Raw genomic sequence first — 19206 nt, 5'->3', positions numbered from 1 at the left:
GTATAAAAATCCTCAATACAACTGCCCCCACTGCTAATCATGAACTCTGCTAAACAATTAAAGATAGTATATTCTTCAGCCCCTGTAGATGCTACGAGCGTGTATATGCACTGGGTTTTAGGGCAAGATGACCCTTCTCACTTTGCAATCACCTACGCTCAACATTTTTATGAATTAGCCAAAAAATTCAGTGCGAAATCTTGGCTTATTTCGTCAAGAGACAAGAAAGGCCTCATTCAAGATAATGACTTTAGAGTTGAATTTAGATCTCTAAAATATCAATCCCGAAGTAGCATGGCCTACTTCGCTGGTCAGTTTTGGTCAGGATTGAGACTGATTTTTTCAGTAATTCTCTTCAAGGCTGATATTTTAATCGTTACTGAAGATAGAACCTTTTGGTTCCTACTAGGTATTCTTCCTTTATTTGGCATTAAGATTATTCCCACAATTCACTGTACTTTGTGGCCCAAGTACAAACGGCCTAGCGCCGTGCAGCAAATTATTCAAAAGCTGAATAGCTGGTTCTTTCGGTACGGCTGTGTAGAAATTTGCGTCGTCTCTGAAGACATTAAAGATCAGATCGTCAAGATTACCAATGGTCGCAGCCGCCCCATTCGGACGTTTGTTCCTGCCTATAGAAAAGAGTTTCTTGACGACATCAAGAGTCGAAACTATGATGCTGAATCTGATAAATTTCAGGTTTTGTTTGCTGGCAGAGTGGAATCAAGCAAAGGGATTTACTTACTTTTAGAGGTTGCGAAAAGATTTATCCTTACCAATCCCAACTGCGTTTTCAATATTTGCGGTACTGGTAGCCAGGTAGAAAAGCTTAAGGCGGCTGCTCTAGAGGCCGGCATTGAGAAGCAATTTGTTCTCCATGGGCATTGCGATCGCAACAAGCTTCGCAAGATGTATGAAATGTCCCATGTCATCGCTGTTCCAACAACTAAAGATTTTGTTGAAGGCTTCAACAAGGTTGTTGCTGAGGGCGTCATCATGGGAAAACCAATCGTTACATCTCCTGTTTGCCCAGCATTATCTGTAGTTAGAGATGCAGCGGTGGAAGTTGCTCCTGACAACGTAGACGATTATTTGAACGCTATCTTGAAGCTGGCAACGGACAAAGAGTTTTATCGGCAAAAGCAAAAAAATGCTCTGGCTCTGAGAGAACAATTCTTTTCGTACTCAAAAAGTTGGGAAGCACAGGTGGAAGATGTTGTTCGAAAAATCTGTAGAAGCAACTTGGATCTCAGTAAATACGGACGAAAAACAGCTCATCGCCCTCTGTTGAACGCCGACTCAAAGCCCAACTTTGTGCCGAAGGAGAAAACAGCTAAAGCTCTAGTTGGTCTCGATAAAGTCCTTTGACTAAGTTGTCAAGCTGCTCGTCGGGGCAACAGTCGATGAGGATATAGAAAGCTTCTAGCAGCTTGGCAGCACTGTCGCCCATCAGTGGGCTGAGACCCCATACATCTTGCACCCAGTCTTGGGGATCGGTGGCGTCAAAAATCATGCGCTCTAGCAGCTGCTTGGCCTCGTCTTTAGAAATAGACATGAAGTTAAAGAGAATAACTCAACTGACCCATTTTATCGTGCAGGGGTGCTGATCACAGTTTAGTAAGGCGATCGCACCTCTGCACGAGGCATTGCGCTTACGAATAGTTCCATAAAGCTTCTATCAACTTTGTCTTGAATGCTCAGATGTTCAAGACTTCTTTTTGTACAAAGGGTTAAAGCCATGCAACTTATACATGAATTTAGAGGAAGCTTTACAGGCTCTGCCCCCAGATGCCGCTGAAGTTATCGTTGAAGGAAATTTTTCCAGAGCTTTCTTAAAAGCTTTAGGATTTGAAGATTTAGAAATGGTGCCCGGCTTTAGGGTCGGTAGACTAACTGTTGACCATGCCGCTCGTAAGAATGCGGGTGATGACATTTTCCTTCATAGTCAAGCGAACCCCTACCTCTATATGGAGGTCAAAGGGCGATCGGCGAATTTTGCAGACGAGCGGCATCCTGACTACCGCAAAGCATCTCTACAGCTTAAACGCTATCTATTAGCTCCATCCTCTGCGTCTGTTGAGTGGGGAATTTTAACAAATTCTCTTCATGCTCAACTATTCCGGAAACACGGCAAGATCGTACATCCTGTAACACCTTGCATACCATTAAGTGGAAATATTCAACAAATCGTCAAAGAATTGAAGGAGCGGATAGAAACTCCTCAAAGAGCGCTGATAGTGGCGGTCTACAACAATAAGGGCGGCGTGGGTAAGACAACTACTACGCTAAACTTAGCAGCTGCCCTTGCTATATTCAAAAAGCGAGTACTAACTGTAGACTTTGACCCTAATCAGAGTGATTTAGGTGATGCTCTTAATCTGCCACCATTAAAAGGAAAGATTCTAGACGTTCTTAAAAGTAAAGAGTCTATTGTTCGAGAGATTATCACAACCTACAAATTTGAACACCCTCGATTGAAAGAGCCGTGGGGTTTCGATATCATTCTTGCCGACGAAGATTTAGTTACTGAGTTCGATGAAGTCAAAGTAAAACAGCAAGTCAAGTTTCATGCTCTACGTAGAGTTTTAGAATCAGTTCAGCATGATTACGACTACATCTTGATAGATGCACCTCCCAATTGGCGAATTTTTGCTCAAAAGGCTGTTTGCGCTGCCGATGTAGTACTTATTCCAGCCCGTCACGACAACTTGCATTCCTTACAAAATGCAGGTACTGCAATCACAAAGTTTATTCCAGAAGCACAGGCAAGACGGCGAGAAGTAGGCGATTCTGGCCCTATAGCATTGCCTATCTTCATGAACAATGCTCTTCGACCCAAAGGTCCTACCGTTCAGTTAATGCATCAAGCAATTGCCAAAATCATTAAAGATACCAAAAGTAATTCGGGAGGTTTTGATTTAACACCTTATTTCTACCCCAAATACCGAAAAGGACACGAAAACCTAAAAATACTCGCTATTCCGTATATGGCTTTCATTTCTAAAGCCGATTTTATGCACATGCCTGCCGCGTTTGCATTTAAGGCGGCGCGAGAGCAATATATGAACCTTGCAAAGGAGTACTTTCTCTAATGAGTCTTTCAGACGTTGGCAACTTAATGTGTTTGCCCTTTGACGAAATTGAACCTGGCGAACCTACCGAGGCCCACGAATATCTCATTCAATCGGCAGCTAGCCAGCTCGGGCCAGAGGGGCGCAACTGGGTTCCGCTTGTGGTCAAAGAACTTGCGCCTGATCAATACCAAGTGATTGGCAATTCGTTTGTTTATGCCGTCGCCGCTGAGGCCGGGCTCGAAGAAGTTTGGTGCATTATTGCCGATGATGCGCCAGAGACCGTTGCGATTACTCAAGCACTGGCCCAAGAAACTCTGCCAAAAACTAACCTTTCCACCGCCAGCCGCGAGGAGATTTCTGCTGCTCTAGATTACCTAATGAGTCAACCCAGCACTCCTCTCAAAGGTGTCAGTCACGCCTCCCTAGTGGCCCGGTTAGATGCAGCTCCCCGCCAATATTGGAAGAACCTGCAACCCATTACTAAACTCGGCTGCCGCATTACCGCTGGCAAAAAACTAAAAACGCTAGAACAAGTTTTTTACCTCACGCCAGAGCCCATGCCAGAGGTAATTACAGACCGTCAGCTGCTAGAGTCGCTCAGCACCCAACAACTCAAAACCATGGCTCAAAAGCGCGATTTCAAAGGACTCTCTAAGCTCAAGAAAGCAGATTTAGTCGCCTTGCTAGCAGCAGCTTAAGCGTCTGTTGTGACGGACGCCCACTTATACTCATCGCCTTCAGGTGAGCTAAGAATTAGGTTTTGGGCGCTCACGGTGCGCCGATACGTGGCTCGATTGTTGCCCAAACCCCTAGGGGACAAGTTCGCCCATAATCCTAAATCGCATGTGGTTAACTGCAATGTCGCCCAGGCGCGTGTCTGGGCTACCCGCCGGCAACACCAGCTTTTCAAAGGATACTTCTTTGCCCATTTCCACATGCCACCAAGGCAGGCCCATAAAAAAGCGGGTGGGGTAGGGGCCGCCTTCCTGCACATCGTCGGGGTTTGACTCCATGGGCACCCAGCCAAAACCGGGTACGTAGAACTCTATCCACACATGGTTGAAGTCGGGCTCTAGGTAAACGCCGGGCTGGTCGGCGTGGGCAGGGCACTTGTAGCGGCCTACAGTGCGACAGGCGATGCCGTTGAGGCGCATTAGAGCCAGCAGCAAACCAACGTATTCACCGCAGGAGCCGCGCCCCCGCTGGAGCACGACCTCGGGGGTTTCGATCGCCGGCGTCACCGCGTAAGACAGCTTGTCGTAGACGTAGTTGCGAATGCTGAGCACCTGGCGCAGCAGATTGGTTTCGCTGCCCACGCTCTCGCGGGCGGCCGCCTGAATCGCGGGCTTATCCATAGACAGTTCGTCATCGTCGATCAGGTAGCGAGGGCCATAGTCCTGGGGCAGGGGCGGGGCCGACTCGACTTGGCGAGGGGTGAGCTGATACTTAATGCCGTAGACCTCGACTAGGGCCTTCCAGCCAAAGAGGTGGCGCTGGTTGGGGTCAATGCGGTCAAACCGGAAGCAGGCAATGCGATCGCCCGCCTGCTGCACCTCGGTAAAGGGCAACCCTACCGGCTCTACTGACTTAACTCGCTGGCGATCGGTCGTGGTAGGAAAGGCGATGCGCCACTCCACGTTCTCTAGGGGCTGGGCGTCTTCGAGGGTGTCTATTTCTTCGACGTAGGTCATTTCGACCAGGTAGCCGGTGGTGCGGCAGTAGTTGGCCTCTTTGTACCAGCGATAGCTGAGGGGATGGATGAGGGTGCGATCGCGAAAGGTCAGCACATAGGGCTCTTCGCCGTTGGGGTCATCGCGCACGTAGGGCTCTTCGTCAGCGTAGGCCACCCAAACGGTGCCGCTGTCGGGGGTGGTGTGAGGCGGCACGGCAATGCCAGTGGGGTTATCGAAAGGGGTGAGCATTTTGACTATCAGCTCGCCCGTGGCGCGATCGAGGCAGTAGACAGTTTGCTCGGTCTGGTCGCAGGCCCACAGATAGTCGCCCCACACTGAGAGATTTTCCACCCCAATGCCCGGGGCCGAAAACTGGGTAATGCGCTGGCCCGAGGTGCGATCGCAGACGAAAATACAGCCCCCCTTTTTGCAGCTAATGTAGAGGGTGTTTTCCCACACGGCGACGCCATCGGCGGGGTAGGGCAGCGTCAGCAGAGGCTCGGGCTGCATGGCGCTAAGAGTGGTGGTGTAGACGGTGTGATCGCAGCTAAACCACAGCTGATCCTGCCAGCAGGCAATTCCCGTCGCCCCATAAAAAGCCTCAGCCTGGGAGGTATTGAGAACTTCTACCTGTTCAGTTTTGGGATCGATGCGCAGCAGGTAGCCGCGAAAAGGGTCTACCGCCAGCAGGCGATCGCCCTGCAAAGTCAGGCCATAGAGCGCCTTAACTCCAATCGGCTGAAGCAGTGAAGCACCCGCCAGGGGCAGGGCCGGGGATATAGAAGGAGAGTCAGGCATAACCAGCGGAGCAACCCAAAACGAAGATAGCTAGCGGAGCCGCAACTGCACCCGCTCAGGTCATATCCTAGGGGACTAAGACGGCAAAAAGTGTAGTTTCCCTAGCCCATCGTAAGAAAACTGTAGTCAATCTCTCTCATTGGAGAGGTGAGAGAAGCGGGGGGAGTGAGAAAGATAGGGGAGATGAGGAAGGTGGGGAGGATGAGGAAGATAGGGAAGGTCCAAGAGCATTCCTACCATCCCCGCATCACCTCCCTCACCTCGCTCTATTCGCCTTCCTGGCTAACCTGCTGCTCCACGGTGCTAATTGCGGCATTGAGGGCAGCGAGGCGAGTTTCTAAGGAATCGCGCCAGGATTTCATCATCTCTAACTTATAGCGCTGGTACTGGCGACGCGATTCGGCGGAAGGGGGGGCACAAAATGGAAGGAACATAGGAAATTTGGGGGCTAAATGGATAGTGAAGGACGCACCCTTGCTTCTGAAAAGAGGCTAAGCAACCACTCGGCTCAGAGCCACTCTGTAGGTCCATGCGGTAGGTTTGCTGACTGCCTAAAGGTGCTCACGACAGCTCACCCCAAGGAACACCAGCCGCTGATAGAACAATTGCATTAGTCCTACTTTAAATTTAGCTCAGCTAGAAAAAGATCGCTTCTTCTAGGTGACAGACCACCAGTTCTAGTGGTCCATAAGGCTTAGGCTGGCTGGCATCAGCACTGCTCAAATCAGTGTTGAGTTTGAAATGTGGCGATCGCCTAGAGAACCAGCACCCAATCGCGACGATGGTATCGAGACTCTAGCGATTTTGCCATCAGCAACCATGGCCAACCCTGACAACCTCTGCCGCCGATTCCGCGACTAATACCTATCTGGATGGCAGCCCTGGCCGAGCTCTCTTTAATCCGGCGAAAGCGTGGCTGGGAAGGGTTATTTTTGCGGGTTGAAGGTGCATGATAGCGGTGACAATAGTCAACGCTATTGCTTGAAAATGTAGTTTTTTATACGTTTTAGACCAAATACCCCTATGTGGAAAATCGTCTTGGGTGCAGTCTCAGCCAGCAGCCTACTGGGCCTGGTGATACTGTTTTCTCCCAGTGCTTTAGTTCCGGCACTGTCATCTGAAGTCTCACTTACCCAAGCGCCAGCCGCCCCAGCCACCCCCACTACCCTGGTGCACCTGTTTGAATGGACCTGGGCCGACATTGCTACCGAGTGCGAAACCTACCTCGGCCCCAACGGCTACCGAGCCGTACAAATTTCGCCACCCCACGAGCACATTGTCCTGGCCGACTACGGCTATCCCTGGTGGCAGCGCTACCAGGTGGTGAGCTATCAGCTCGAAAGCCGCAGCGGCAGCCGTGCCGACCTGCAAGCTATGATCGATCGCTGTCGAGATGCCGGGGTCGCCATCTACGCCGATGCCGTCATCAACCACATGACTGGCTTTGAGAGCGGAGTGGGCAGCGCCGGCACCCGGTTCAGCAAGTACGACTATCCTGACCTCTACGCCCCCGAAGACTTTCACAACTGCCGCCAGCCCGTCACCAACTACGACGATGCCGAAAACGTCACCCAGTGCGAGCTGGTGGGCCTAGCCGACCTTAACACTAGCTCCAACGCCGTGCAGACCACCATCGTCGACTACATGAGCGAACTGGTCGACATGGGCGTAGCAGGCTTTCGCATCGACGCCGCCAAACACATTCGCAACGAAGAGCTGGGGCAAATTTTAGACCAACTGCGCGATCGCCACCCCGACACCGACCTCTACATCTACCAAGAAGTGATCGATCCTGGCACCGAGGCCATTCGCAAACAGGACTTCTACGACAGCGGAAACGTGCTCGACTTTAAGTATGGCCGCTTTATCGGTGAGGCCTTTCTAGGCCTAGAAGGTCAGACCCTAGCCAATTTGCAAACCCTAGGCGAGGGCTGGGGCCTCGCCCCCTCCAGCCAGGCGGTAGTGTTTACCGACAACCACGACAAACAGCGGGGCCACGGCGGCGGCGGCGACTACCTCACCTACAAAAACGGCGACCTCTACGCCCTGGCCAACGTGTTTATGCTGGCCTTTCCCTATGGCAAACCCCAGGTGATGTCGAGCTTTGCCTTCGACGACTCAGAGCAGGGACCACCTGCCGAGGCCGACGGCACCACCCGCTCTGTCTACCAAAATGGCCAAGCCAACTGCTCTGGTGAATGGGTCTGCGAGCACCGCTGGCCCGCTATTTCTGGCATGGTCGGCTTTCGCAACGCCACTCAGTCCGTGGCCGAAGTCACCAACTGGTGGAGCAACCAGGCCAACCAAATCGCCTTTGGCCGAGGCAACTTGGGCTTCGTCGCCATCAACCGCGAAGCCCAGCCACTCACCCACACCTTTCAAACCCAGCTGCCCCAGGGCCGCTACTGCAACGTCGTGCAGGGCGGGCTAAGCGCTGACGGCGCCGCCTGTGCCAACGACGCTAAAGTCGTGCTAGTCAACCGCGCTGGACAATTTACCGCCACCCTACCCGAGATGACTGCCCTAGCCCTCCATGTGGAGGCAAAGCTCAGCCGCTAGCTACATAATCGTGGGGTTGGGCAGCAGACGCGATCCTACTTGGATGCCCTTTATTCAGCTTCTGGAGCAGCTTTTTTTGAGCGGTAGAAGGCCTTGATCGCAAACCGCACTAGCAGAATGAAGACAGCCAACACCAGCACAAACATGACGATGGGAGCCACCAGAGCCAGTAGCGAGATCACGATCGCCCCCACCAGCTCCACCCCAGCAATGATCAAATTCGTCGCGCCACCTGTGGTGGCAGTAGATACGAGTCGGGTCAGACCATTCAACCCTTTCACCGTGGCGGCGGCCCCGCCCCCGGCCACGATCGCAACGCTCCACTGAGCAAATGGGTCGAGCTGGTTAGCCGCGATCGCCATCAGCAGCGTGCCCGCCACTGCCGCCACCGGCAGCGCTACGGTATCGATCACATTGTCGAGCCAGGGCACGCTGTAGGCCAAAATTTCGACCACTAGAGCTATAGAAAGGCCAACAAAGGCGGTAGTACTGCTCAGCCAGGTCATGCCGCTAGTCAGCTCTAGATGGCCAAACAGGGCGGCGGCACTCAGCACCCAAAAAGGCACCACCACGCGAAATCCGGCGGCAACCCCTAAGCCAAGGCCCAAGCCAATGCTCTCCAACAGTTGCAGATCCATAAGGTTTAGAGCCATGGCGCGTCCTTCCCCAACTATTCCTAAATGCCGGTCCTTGGCCTAAGAATAGCCCCCGAGCCAGCCGGCAACAACCCCAGAAATTTGTGGCAGCCTGGCTCTACCACGGCAGGCGACTGCCATCCCAGCTAAAAAACTCGCCGCTATCGGCGGGGGTGAGGCCATCCATCACCGCCATGAGCTGCGCTACCGTGCGCTCAACCGAGAACAGCTTCTCCGGCGGCACCCCCCGCTGAAAGGGCTCCGACAGGCGGGTGTCGGTGGTGCCGGGGTGCAGCAGAGCCAGAGTGGTATTGGGGCTACGGCGGGCGTACTCAAGCGAGGCCGTTTTTATGAACATATTCAACGCTGCCTTAGAAGCCCGGTACCCATACCAGCCCCCCAAGCGGTTGTCGCCAATGCTGCCTACCTTAGCCGATACAGCAGCGAGGATACTGGGCTGATCGTGCTTCAGTAAAGGCATCAGATGCTTGGCCAACAGCACCGCCCCAAAGGCATTAGTCTGAAACGATCGCATCAAGTTTTCGCTGGTAAGCTGCCGCAGGCTCTTTTCAGGCTGAAAATCGCCGTCATGGAGCACCCCCACGCAGTACACCGCCCGGTGCAGCCGCGGGGTCAAGGTTTGGATGTGGGCGATCGCCCCCTCAATCGTGCCCTCATCGGTAACATCCACCGGCAGACAAACCAGCTGGGGCGACTGTTCGGCCAGTGCTAACAGTTCCTGGGCTGTCTCGGGCCGACGGTAGGTGCCGTACACCCGCTCGAAGCGTCCATCGGCCAGCAGCTGCCGCACAAAGCCCAGGCCAATGCCTTGGCTAGCGCCCACCACCAGCGCAATTTGGCGATCGTTTTGCAGTTCAGCGCTCATAGCGGCTCAACCATTCCACAGAGTTAGACTTCTGGATTATGACGCCTCTCCCCCAGCAGCATCTGCCGTCAGAATTAACTCCTCCATTGCCGCTTGAATATCGGCCGTCAGAGTCTCCACCGCCGCCTTAGCCGATCGCCGTGACTCGGCATAGTCAGACCAGCGATCGTTAATATTCATCGGCTCCCCCAAACTGATCACCGCCTGGCGAGTACCCAGCTGGGGACGTTTGGGCACCCTTGTCCCCTTCACCCGCTCCACCAAGTCAAAGAGAATCAAGGTAGTTTCAGCAAAGCGCTCAAAGGTGGGCTTGTCTTTCACATAGGTGCCGGTCACCGCCACAAAGCTTTCTACCAAGCGCATGTGCCGCATGTGCAGCGTGGCTTCCTCCGACATCCAGTTAGCCAAGCCGCGATCGAAGGCTGAGAGCTGCTTCAGGTCAGCAATGTCTTCGCGGTAAATGTAGGCCCACCCCGCCTCTTCTAGACGGCGGCAGCGGGTCACCAGAGTTCCTGTATGGGGTAGGCCAAAGAATCGCTCCCCGATCTTGAGCGAGCCGTCTAGCAAGGGGCTCAACCGCTGGGCGATCGCGGCGGGATGTTCAGAATCTTCGGGCTCGGCAGCTGGCGGCAGGTTATAGAACTGCTGGTAAAACTGCTCTAACCGGCCCAGCAGGTGCCGCCCCAGGGTCAGCAGCCGAGGATAGTAGTCTTCTGGCCCCATGGCCGTCGGCTCACTAAATGACTGCACCGGCAAGCCGCAGTCGGCCTCTAGCTGGGCCAGCAGCCGATTCAAGGCCGCCCAGTCAGGGCGGGGGTAGATGTAGCGCAGCCCCACCGGCAGCAGCAGCACCTGCTCCGATCGCCCCGCTTTTTGCAGATCTTCCACCGCCCAAAAGGCTAGCTGAGCCGTGCCGGGTTCCAGATCGCTGATCACCTCGCCGTGGCCGTTGGTGGCCCCTTCAGGAGCAATCGTCACCGGCAGCGGCGCATTCATCATCCGCTCGCGCACCGCTTTCAGGGCCTTGAGGTCGAGCCGCCGACCCCGGTGCACCGGAATGCCCCCAATGGCGGAGAAAAACCAGCCCAACCAACGCCCTGCCCAGAGAGGCATGCCCCGGTCGTACATAAAAAAGCTGTGCAGCGGGCGCTTGAGGCTAAAACCCCGCTGACGGGCCGCCCGAGGCACCAGCCGCGAAAACAGGTACGACAGGCACAACGGATCGTCAACCTGGCTGTGGCGAAAGGCCATCATCAGCCGAATTTTGCCCGTCTGAAACTGACGAAAGCAATCCGCCAACACCTCAGGGTTGTGGCAGGTCACCGGCCAAATGCCCGCCGGTAGCCAGGGGCGCAGCCGCAGCCGCAGCATTAGGGGCAGCACGACGTAGCAGCCCTGCACCACCCAGGGCTTGTAGCGGGGCGGAATAAAGCCAAGGGGCGGCTGGGCGCGATTGAGCTGAGGCAACGGCAGACTCCGGAGCAATAGGCGGGTTTTCCATAGCCCACTGTAGGGCAGATTCCCCCGCCTGCGTCGGCCTTTCGCCAGTCTTTGACTCTCGCAGCCTCAAGCCCCAAAACAGCAACGTCCCCTCCCAAAGGAGAAGGACGCTGGTACGGAACCACACAACCAAGGCATCCACCCCTGTGGACCACCCCAAAAATAAAAGTGTCTGACCCCTGAAAGCCCCCTGGAGTCAGACACATTTACCTGTAAGGACGCTTTCTCAAACAAACCAGCTCTTAGGTTCAAATGCCCCCAAGTGAGCCGCTGAGCTGACCTGCATGCGTTCTTCAGAATTAAATTTATTCTCTTCGGTTTCGACCCTGGCGGCGTCCAGGGAATTACGTAACCTGGCCAACTTTCCCTAAGCAAGAAAGGGCAAGGCCGGTGGTATTACTCAGGGTGGCGACGGCAACCCTGATTAGCAAAGTAGGGCAGCAGCGCCCGGTGCTTGGGCCAGTGATAGACCACGTAGCGCAACACCCAGGGAGCCGACACCAGCAGGCAAAGCACCCCCAGCCACCAGCTGGCGCGAAACTCCGCCAGGGTGTCGATAGTGTTGGCGGTGGGCTGGTTGGAGAGAACGTCGATGCCTGAGGCGATCGCATTGTTGATCGCGTGGGCGGCCATGGGCACCAGCAGCGATCGCGTACTCAGGTACAGCAGCGACATCACCACCCCAAACACAAACAGCCCAATCAAATTGGAGTGCAGCACCCCAAACAGCACCGAGGTCAGCACAATGGCCGGGCGCACCCCCCATTTCATCCCCCAGCGGTGCAGCAGCACACCACGAAAAATAAACTCCTCGGTAATCGGGGCCACTACCAACACCGAAAACAGCATTAGCCCGTTATAGAGACTCGGGTCAGTCGCTTGGTCAGCCGATAGCAGCAGCGACTGCCGCAGCGTGGCCTCCACCAGCCCTGGGGCCACTATCGATAGACCCAGGTACGACACCTGAAACGCCCCCAGCGAAAACAAAAATACTCCCGCCACTAGCCACAGCAGCTGCACCCAGGCCAGCCGTCTGGGCCAGGAGCCCAGCAGCGCCGCCAGGTTGAGGGGCAGGCCCGATCGCCGGGCCGCCAGCAAAATCGAGCCGCACAGGCCCAAAAAAATTAGGCTGTAGAGAATGGGCGCCAAAATCGGGTCATCGCCCTCCAGGGGCAACAGCTCTAGGGCCCCCAGAGTGCCTAATACCATGAGCCAGCCGATGAAAATAGCAAAAAACGTCGCCACCACCAGCCGGGCCTTCAGGACTAGAAACGGATTGTTGTCGCACGCTGCCATAGACCAGAACCCGTTCTAGAAACCGCCAATCGGCGCGATCAGCCCTCGAGCCATCCGGTGATGCAGTTGATCCGGTTTTCCCCGATTCAACCATGAATTGATTAGGGAGCGCTATAACTGAGGCACTATGCCCTTGACCAAGGGCAGCCGGGCAGGGCTTAGCCCCAACCAGGGTTCTATCCTATGCCCGACCGCAGGGTGCTTATTGACGGTGACTGTTCTGCGCCTCCGGGTCAGCGCCTATAGTTATGGGGGCTGTCATTCTTGCTCCAGGGCCCCATGACCAACGCTTCGCCAGATTCCGGCGCAATTCCCGGCATCATTTTAGTGGCACCAGTGGCCGATAGCCCCTTGGGGCCTCTGGTGGAGTTATTAGACGTGCTACGAGCCGCGGGCTATGAGGTGCACCAGGCCACTGGCGAAGACGACACCATTGCGGCAGCCGAAGCAACTCCTCCCGACCTGATTTTGCTAGCACTAGAGCAGTTTGATACGGCCGCTATGCGGCTGTGTCACCGCCTCAAAAAACGGCCCCTCACTCGCCAGGTAGCCATAGCCGTCATCGGCCGAGATCAGGCCCTGGCTCGACGCCTGCGGGCCTTTGAATTTGGCGTAGTCGACTACATAGACCAGGCTCTCTGGGTTGAAGAGGCCGCCGCCCGCATTAAAGCCCAGGTAACTACCCACCGCATGCAGCGACGGCTGCGGCAGCAGGCACAGCGGGCAGTATCGGCGGGCAGTGCCACTAACCTCTTGGCCGATCTGCAAAAGGCCTTGCGCCGCCAAGCCCAGCTATTGCAGGCTCAAAATCTTCAGCTTCAGCAAGAAATGCAGGAGCGCGAACAGGCCCAACAGGCCCTGCGCCTAGAGCAGCAAAAGTCAGAGCAGCTGTTGTTAAACATTCTGCCGCGGGCGGTGGTCGACAAGCTCAAACAGCTCGAGGGGTCGCTGGCCGAGCGCTTCGACGACGTCACGATTCTGTTTGCCGACATTGTTAACTTCACGCCCCTGGCTGCTCAGATTAGCCCCCTAGAGCTGGTCAACTGGCTCAATCAAATCTTCTCAGCCTTCGATCGCCTAGCCGAACAGTACCAGCTAGAGAAAATCAAGACTATCGGCGATGCCTACATGGTGGTGGGAGGGCTGCCTTTGCCCAGACCAGACCATGCCGAGGCCATCATGGAAATGGCCTTAGCTATGCAGGAAGCGGCCGCCCACATCACCCGCAACGATGGGCAAAAGTTTGAGCTGCGCATTGGCATTAACACTGGGCCGGTGGTGGCCGGAGTGATTGGCATTAAAAAGTTTAGCTACGACCTCTGGGGCGATGCCGTCAATATCGCCAGCCGCATGGAGTCCCACGGCGTGCCGGGCAAAATTCAAATTACCGAGGCGACCTACCAGCACCTCAAACACCGCTATACCTTTGAAGAAGTGGGCCAGGTGATGGTCAAAGGTCATGGCTATTTGACTACCTATCAATACAGCGGCCCTGAGCAAAAAGCTTGATAGACTGGGGAGGCTAAAAATTCGGGCCGCTGAGCTAGCTATCCTGTAAACACGGCATAGCCTAGCCCGGTACAGCGCTCAAGACGGCCCCCGAGATCATGCCCGGTTAACTCATACCTCTACTCTATGGCGACATTTTTACTGGAAGTTGGCACCGAAGAACTGCCCGCCAGTTTCGTTAGCGATGCCCTCCACCAGTGGCAGACCCGGATTCCTGCCGAGTTGGCAGAGCAAGCCCTCGCCCCCGAAGCGGTGCGCTTCTACGGCACCCCCCGCCGCCTGGCGGTGATGCTCGACGCACTGCCCCTACGCCAGCCCGATCGCCAGGAAGAGGTCAAAGGCCCGCCGGCCCAGGCGGCCTTTAAGGATGGTCAGCCGACCAAAGCCGCCGAGGGGTTTGCTAAATCTAGGGGCGTCGATGTGTCTGCCCTAGAGGTGCGCGACACCGACAAAGGCTCGTTTGTGTTTGTCAATCAGGACATTCCGGGGCGGGCGGCCACCGATATTTTGACCGAGCTGATTCCCCAGTGGATTTTGGGGCTGGAGGGCAAGCGGTTTATGCGCTGGGGCGACGGCGACCTGCGCTTTCCGCGCCCGATTCGCTGGTTGGTGGCGCTGATGGATAACGAGGTGCTGCCCATCACCCTCGAGAATGGGTCGCTGGTCTGTACGAGCGATCGCATCTCCCAGGGCCACCGCGTGCTGCACCCTAAGCCCGTACCACTACGTCGCGCCCAAGACTACGTCGAGGCACTGCGCGACGCCTTCGTCGAGATCGACCCCGCCGCCCGTCGGCTTTTGATCCAGCACCAGGTCGAGGAGAAGGCCAAGACCCTGGGGGGCGTGCCGATGATTTCTGCTGACCTGCTCGACGAAGTCACTAATCTGGTGGAATGGCCCACCGCCGTCGTGGGCAAGTTCGACACCGAATTTCTCGACCTGCCGCCGGAAGTTGCCATCATCGAAATGGAGAGCCACCAGCGTTACTTTCCGCTGAAGCAGAAAGCCGACGGGTTGGCGCTGATGCCCAGTTTCATCACTATCTCCAACGGCGACCCCAGCAAAGACGCGATTATCGCCGAAGGCAACGCTCGGGTGATTCGCGCCCGCCTTTCCGACGGCAAGTTTTTCTTCGACGCCGATCGCGCCCAGCCCCTCGACGCCTTTGTCGCCAAGCTCGAAACCGTCACCTTTGAAGAACGGCTGGGCTCCATGGCCGCCAAGGTGAAGCGGATTGGCACCGTAGCTGACCACCTCTGCGACCAGCTCAACCTAGGGGCTCAGCCCCGCCAGCACATTCGCCGCGCCGCCTACCTGTGCAAGGCAGACCTAGTCACCCAAATGGTGGGTGAGTTCCCCGAACTCCAGGGGGTGATGGGGCAAAAGTATGCCCTCCACAGCAGCGAGCCCGAGGCCGTGGCCACCGCCATCGTCGAGCACTACCTGCCCAAGGGCGCGCAGGATAGCCTTCCCCAAACCCTGGCCGGTCAGGTGGTAGGCATTGCCGATCGCCTCGACACTCTAGTTGGCATTTTTAGCACTGGCCAGCTGCCCACGGGTTCCTCTGACCCCTTTGCCCTGCGGCGGGCCGCCAACGCGGTGCTGAATATTATCTGGGCGGCGGGGCTGCCCCTGAATTTGGCCAAACTGTTGGATACCGTCGTGCAGGACTTTGCTCAAGATCCGACCCTGGCGATCAACGCCCCCGAAGCGCTGCGCACCCAGCTCCACGACTTTTTCTTGCAGCGGGTGCAGACGCTACTGCAAGACGAGCAGGGCATCGACTACGACCTAGTGAATGCAGTACTGAGCGATCGCGCCCTCAGCGATCCGCTAGATGTCAAAGATCGCGCCTTGTTCTTGCAGGCTATGCGCCGCAGCGGCCGCATGAATAAAGTCTATGAAACCGTAAACCGGGCCACTCGTCTTGCCGCCCAGGGCACCCTCGACACCGCCGTGCTCGACCCCGAGGGCGTGATTGCCGAGGCCAAGCTAGAGGCTAAAGCCGAGCATGCCTTCTTGGCGGCGCTCAAAACCCTGGTACCCGAGACCAAGGCCGCCCAGGCTAGCCACGACTACGACAAGCTGGTGGCGGGCCTAGAGCAGGTGGCCCCGGTGGTCAGCGGCTTCTTTGACGGCCCCGATAGCGTGCTGGTGATGGCCGACGAGCCAGCGGTGCGGCAAAACCGCCTCAACCTGCTGGGGCTGCTGCGCAACCACGCCCTGGTACTAGGCGACTTTGGCGCCATCGTTAAGGGATAGCGATGCCATGAAAAACGCCCATGTAATTGGTCTGGGTAAGTCAGGAGTAGCGGCAGCGCGGCTGCTGCACCGCGAAGGCTGGCAGGTAGTGCTGAGCGATCGCGGCACCAGCCCATCTCTAGTCACCCAGCAGGAGGCTCTACGCCAGGACGGCATCACCGTGCTGCTCGACTACAGTTTTGTGCCCGATAGTCGCACCAACCTACTAGTGGTCAGCCCCGGCGTTCCTTGGGATAGCCCCGCCCTGGTAGCCGCCCGCGAGAACGGCTTGGAAGTGATTGGCGAAACCGAGCTGGCCTGGCGATTTCTGCAAGATCGCCCCTGGGTCGGCATTACCGGCACCAACGGCAAAACCACCACCACGGCCCTGACCGCCGCCATCTTCCAGGCTGCTGGGCTCAATGCGCCTGCCTGCGGCAACATTGGCTATGCCGCCTGCGAACTGGCCCTAGAATCAACGGTGCCCGACTGGGTGATTGCCGAGCTGAGCAGCTACCAGATCGAGGCCTCAGCCACCCTGGCTCCGCAGATTGGCCTGTGGACTACGCTCACCCCCGACCATCTCCAGCGCCATGGCACCGTCGAGAACTACGCCCAGATCAAAGCCACGCTGATGCACCGCTCAGAGCTGGCGGTGTTCAACGGCGACGATCCCTACCTACGCCAGCACATGCCGGAGGAGTTTCCCTCCGCCTACTGGACGAGCGCCGCAGGGAAGCGGGCCATTGCGCCCCTGCGACCTACCGCCTACATTGACGACGGCTGGGTTAAGTTTGAGGGCATTCCTATCGTGCAGGCCGATGCGTTGCGCATGGTGGGTGACCACAACCAGCAAAATCTGCTGCTGGCGGTCACGGCAGCTTGCTTGGCAGAGCTGGATGCAGAGGCGATCGCCGCCGGAGTGACTTCCTTTCCCGGCGTGCCCCATCGCCTAGAGCATATCTGCACCTGGCAGGGGATTGATTTTGTCAATGATTCAAAGGCGACTAACTACGATGCGGCTGAGGTGGGGCTGCGATCGGTAGAGGCCCCAGCTGTGCTGATTGCCGGTGGCGAAGCCAAGGAAGGCGACGACACCGCCTGGGTGCAGCGCATTCACGAACGGGCCGCCACCGTGCTGCTGATTGGCGATGCCGCCCCGCAGTTTGCTCAGCGCCTAGAGACCGCAGGCTATCGCAACTACACCATTGTCGAGAACATGGAGCGAGCAGTGGAGCGGGGCGCTGAAGTGGCCCCATCCTTAGGGGCCTCAGTTGTACTGCTTTCCCCTGCCTGTGCCAGCTTTGACCAGTATCCCAACTTTGAGCAGCGGGGCGAACACTTCCGCCAGCTTTGCCAGGAGCGATTTTCCTAGGGCCTTAAACGTCCAAGTTGGGCTAAGGAAATGTTCAAAAGCTGGAACAATTGTTGTTAAGGTTTGCAGTTTGAAAGTTTCTAAACTTTATATCCTGCAAACCTTTTTGCTGGTCTAAACCTGACTATTCAGGTATAAATTGGAGCAGATGGTGCCTAACTCTGCCCTTCAAACCATTTGATCCAGGGCAATCATTTCCCAAGTCAGTTCCTGATCTACCCTCATCCGCCTGACTCAGTCTCCCTTATGCCCTATGGACAACTCGTTTGATTCTGCTGAATTCTCTGCAGTGCCCTCCCCTACTGTGGGTGCCGGGGAAGGACGTTCTGCTCAACGGCCGGTTTCGTTTACCATCGGTGTCAGCAGGCCCGCTAGCGCTGATACTCCTGCTAGCGGCGCTGATTCCAAGCCGGTGCTCCAGGCTATGAATGCCCCGGCCCACCTAGCTCCCTTTCCAGTGCAGGCTCAGCTTTCGCATTTGCCCCTGCTACCGCGTCGCAAATCGCCAACCTTTAGCCGCCACCGCCACGATGCCAACCCAGCCCTGGCAGTTAAGGTGCTGCAAGACATTCAAATGGCGGTAGAAGCCTGGCACCAAGACCTAAAACAGACAGTGCATCGCATTCAGACCCTCTATATGGAAGGGCCGATTGTCGATGGCTGGCTCGAAACCGTAGACGAGCACCTTGGTCAAGCCGCTGCCCTCGATGCTGCCCTGCTGCGCCATGGCGACCCCCAAGCCCTCTCCAGCTACGTCGAGCAGCTGTGTCAATCGCTAGAGTCACCCCAAGATCAACCCGCCCCTCCTGGCACCGACCTAGGTCGTCCTGGCTATCGTCTGTGCAGCCTCGACTCTGACGGTCGGGTGCAGTACTTTCCCTGCCCACCCGAGCAGCTGTCTACGATTAGTTTGGCGATCGCCCGCCACCAAAAGCTGCGCCAGCTACTCGACCACAAGCAGTTTCTAGAAGCCAAGCTCAAGCGCACGGTGGATATTATGACCACTAGCCGCGACAACTTGGGGATTGCGCCGACCTGTAGCTCGGAGACGGGGGAGGAGTAGGCGGGTGGATGGGTGGATGGGTAGCTGAGTAATAGATAGCTCCCCGAATTACCATCCCCAGGTGCCAGGGTCGCCTTTAAAGGGGCCAACGATATCTGAGGTAATCCAGCCGCCGTAGAAGTCGCCGGGCTGGGACTTCACCAGCTCATCATCGACGTAGCAAGCTTCCATGCGGCTGGGGTAGAGGGCGATGTAGTTGGCAATACTCTCGAACGCTTCCGTAGGCTGAGGATAGGCCCAGGCAACCTGCTCGGCCACCCGTTCGCCCACCGCTATTGTGAAATACACCGCTGCCCCTTTCCATTCGCAGAACGTCGAGCGGGGCACCGACTGAAAATACTGCATCTGCACATCCTCAGGGGGAATGTAGTATGTCGGCGGATGGCTGGTCTCTAGCACCCGCTTGGTGCGCCGCGAATCGGCAATCACCACACCGTTAAACACCACGCGAATGTGCCGAGTCGAGTCTTCTAACCGAGGTGGACGCGGGTAATCCCAGACGGATTCTTGGCCAGGGCCGGGGGCAATGCGGTTGGGGGGAGAGAACATGGGTTAGGGAGTAAAGGGGTAGGGGGTGGATGGGTTTGGGGTAAGAGG

16 protein-coding genes are annotated in these 19206 nt (G+C 56.4%); 8 read left to right on the top strand and 8 right to left on the bottom strand.

The window, feature by feature from the left end; genetic code table 11:
• The first annotated feature begins 39 nt into the window (after positions 1–39).
• Positions 40–1368 carry a glycosyltransferase family 4 protein gene (locus H6F59_RS09335; protein ID WP_190698085.1) on the top strand — a complete coding sequence of 443 codons (1329 nt, stop codon included), beginning with the start codon at positions 40–42 and terminating at the stop codon, positions 1366–1368.
• On the opposite strand, the gene H6F59_RS09330 is transcribed toward H6F59_RS09335, so the two are convergent.
• Positions 1334–1555 (bottom strand): hypothetical protein, encoded by a 222-nt coding sequence (locus H6F59_RS09330; protein ID WP_190698082.1) that lies wholly within the window; start codon positions 1553–1555, stop codon positions 1334–1336. The genes H6F59_RS09335 and H6F59_RS09330 overlap by 35 nt on opposite strands.
• Before the next feature lie 196 nt (positions 1556–1751).
• Here H6F59_RS09330 and H6F59_RS09325 point away from each other — a divergent pair, with 196 nt between their 5' ends.
• Together H6F59_RS09325 and H6F59_RS09320 are read left to right on the top strand one after the other, a co-directional pair.
• Positions 1752–3092 carry a ParA family protein gene (locus tag H6F59_RS09325; RefSeq protein WP_190698079.1) on the top strand — a complete coding sequence of 447 codons (1341 nt, stop codon included), beginning with the start codon at positions 1752–1754 and terminating at the stop codon, positions 3090–3092.
• Entirely contained in the window at positions 3092–3772 is a 681-nt protein-coding gene (locus H6F59_RS09320; RefSeq protein WP_190698076.1) for a transcription termination factor rho family protein, read from the top strand. Before H6F59_RS09325 ends, H6F59_RS09320 begins: the two co-directional genes overlap by 1 nt.
• A 111-nt stretch (positions 3773–3883) precedes the next feature.
• Here H6F59_RS09320 and H6F59_RS09315 read toward each other — a convergent pair whose 3' ends face one another.
• Both H6F59_RS09315 and H6F59_RS09310 read right to left on the bottom strand, forming a co-directional pair.
• Entirely contained in the window at positions 3884–5545 is a 1662-nt protein-coding gene (locus tag H6F59_RS09315) for a transglutaminase domain-containing protein (protein WP_190698074.1), read from the bottom strand.
• A gap of 266 nt (positions 5546–5811) precedes the next feature.
• Positions 5812–5979, bottom strand: a complete 168-nt coding sequence (locus H6F59_RS09310) for a hypothetical protein (protein WP_190698071.1) — start codon at positions 5977–5979, stop codon at positions 5812–5814.
• A gap of 589 nt (positions 5980–6568) precedes the next feature.
• Here H6F59_RS09310 and H6F59_RS09305 point away from each other — a divergent pair.
• Positions 6569–8104 (top strand): alpha-amylase family protein, encoded by a 1536-nt coding sequence (locus tag H6F59_RS09305; protein ID WP_190698068.1) that lies wholly within the window; start codon positions 6569–6571, stop codon positions 8102–8104.
• Between the two features lie 50 nt (positions 8105–8154).
• Here the strand turns inward: H6F59_RS09305 and H6F59_RS09300 are convergent, their stop codons facing one another.
• From H6F59_RS09300 to H6F59_RS09285, 4 genes are all read right to left on the bottom strand, one after another.
• Positions 8155–8757, bottom strand: coding sequence for a DUF4126 domain-containing protein (locus H6F59_RS09300; protein ID WP_190698065.1), 603 nt, complete (start codon positions 8755–8757; stop codon positions 8155–8157).
• Positions 8758–8857: 100 nt separating this feature from the next.
• On the bottom strand, positions 8858–9625 hold the full coding sequence (locus H6F59_RS09295; RefSeq protein ID WP_190698061.1) for an SDR family NAD(P)-dependent oxidoreductase: 768 nt from the start codon (positions 9623–9625) through the stop codon (positions 8858–8860).
• Positions 9626–9661: 36 nt separating this feature from the next.
• Positions 9662–11092 carry a 1-acyl-sn-glycerol-3-phosphate acyltransferase gene (locus tag H6F59_RS09290; protein ID WP_190698058.1) on the bottom strand — a complete coding sequence of 477 codons (1431 nt, stop codon included), beginning with the start codon at positions 11090–11092 and terminating at the stop codon, positions 9662–9664.
• Between the two features lie 429 nt (positions 11093–11521).
• Positions 11522–12421 (bottom strand): CPBP family intramembrane glutamic endopeptidase, encoded by a 900-nt coding sequence (locus H6F59_RS09285; RefSeq protein ID WP_190698055.1) that lies wholly within the window; start codon positions 12419–12421, stop codon positions 11522–11524.
• 279 nt (positions 12422–12700) lie between these two features.
• Here H6F59_RS09285 and H6F59_RS09280 point away from each other — a divergent pair, with 279 nt between their 5' ends.
• The 4 genes from H6F59_RS09280 to H6F59_RS09265 all read left to right on the top strand — a co-directional run bounded on the left by H6F59_RS09280 (position 12701) and on the right by H6F59_RS09265 (position 18609).
• Positions 12701–13930, top strand: coding sequence for an adenylate/guanylate cyclase domain-containing protein (locus H6F59_RS09280; protein ID WP_190698052.1), 1230 nt, complete (start codon positions 12701–12703; stop codon positions 13928–13930).
• 126 nt (positions 13931–14056) lie between these two features.
• Complete coding sequence (gene glyS, locus H6F59_RS09275) at positions 14057–16192, top strand: glycine--tRNA ligase subunit beta (RefSeq protein ID WP_190698049.1); 2136 nt, start codon at positions 14057–14059, stop codon at positions 16190–16192.
• 7 nt (positions 16193–16199) lie between these two features.
• Entirely contained in the window at positions 16200–17546 is a 1347-nt protein-coding gene (gene murD / locus H6F59_RS09270; RefSeq protein ID WP_190698045.1) for a UDP-N-acetylmuramoyl-L-alanine--D-glutamate ligase, read from the top strand.
• Positions 17547–17799: 253 nt separating this feature from the next.
• On the top strand, positions 17800–18609 hold the full coding sequence (locus H6F59_RS09265; protein WP_190698041.1) for a hypothetical protein: 810 nt from the start codon (positions 17800–17802) through the stop codon (positions 18607–18609).
• Positions 18610–18657: 48 nt separating this feature from the next.
• On the opposite strand, the gene H6F59_RS09260 is transcribed toward H6F59_RS09265, so the two are convergent.
• Entirely contained in the window at positions 18658–19158 is a 501-nt protein-coding gene (locus tag H6F59_RS09260) for a DUF427 domain-containing protein (protein WP_190698038.1), read from the bottom strand.
• Positions 19159–19206: the final 48 nt, after the last annotated feature.

It is taken from the genome of Nodosilinea sp. FACHB-141, from assembly GCF_014696135.1.
GTDB lineage: Bacteria > Cyanobacteriota > Cyanobacteriia > Phormidesmidales > Phormidesmidaceae > Nodosilinea.
The sequence above is the reverse complement of the archived record's forward strand: the minus strand, read 5'-3'. Positions and strand labels throughout refer to the sequence as shown.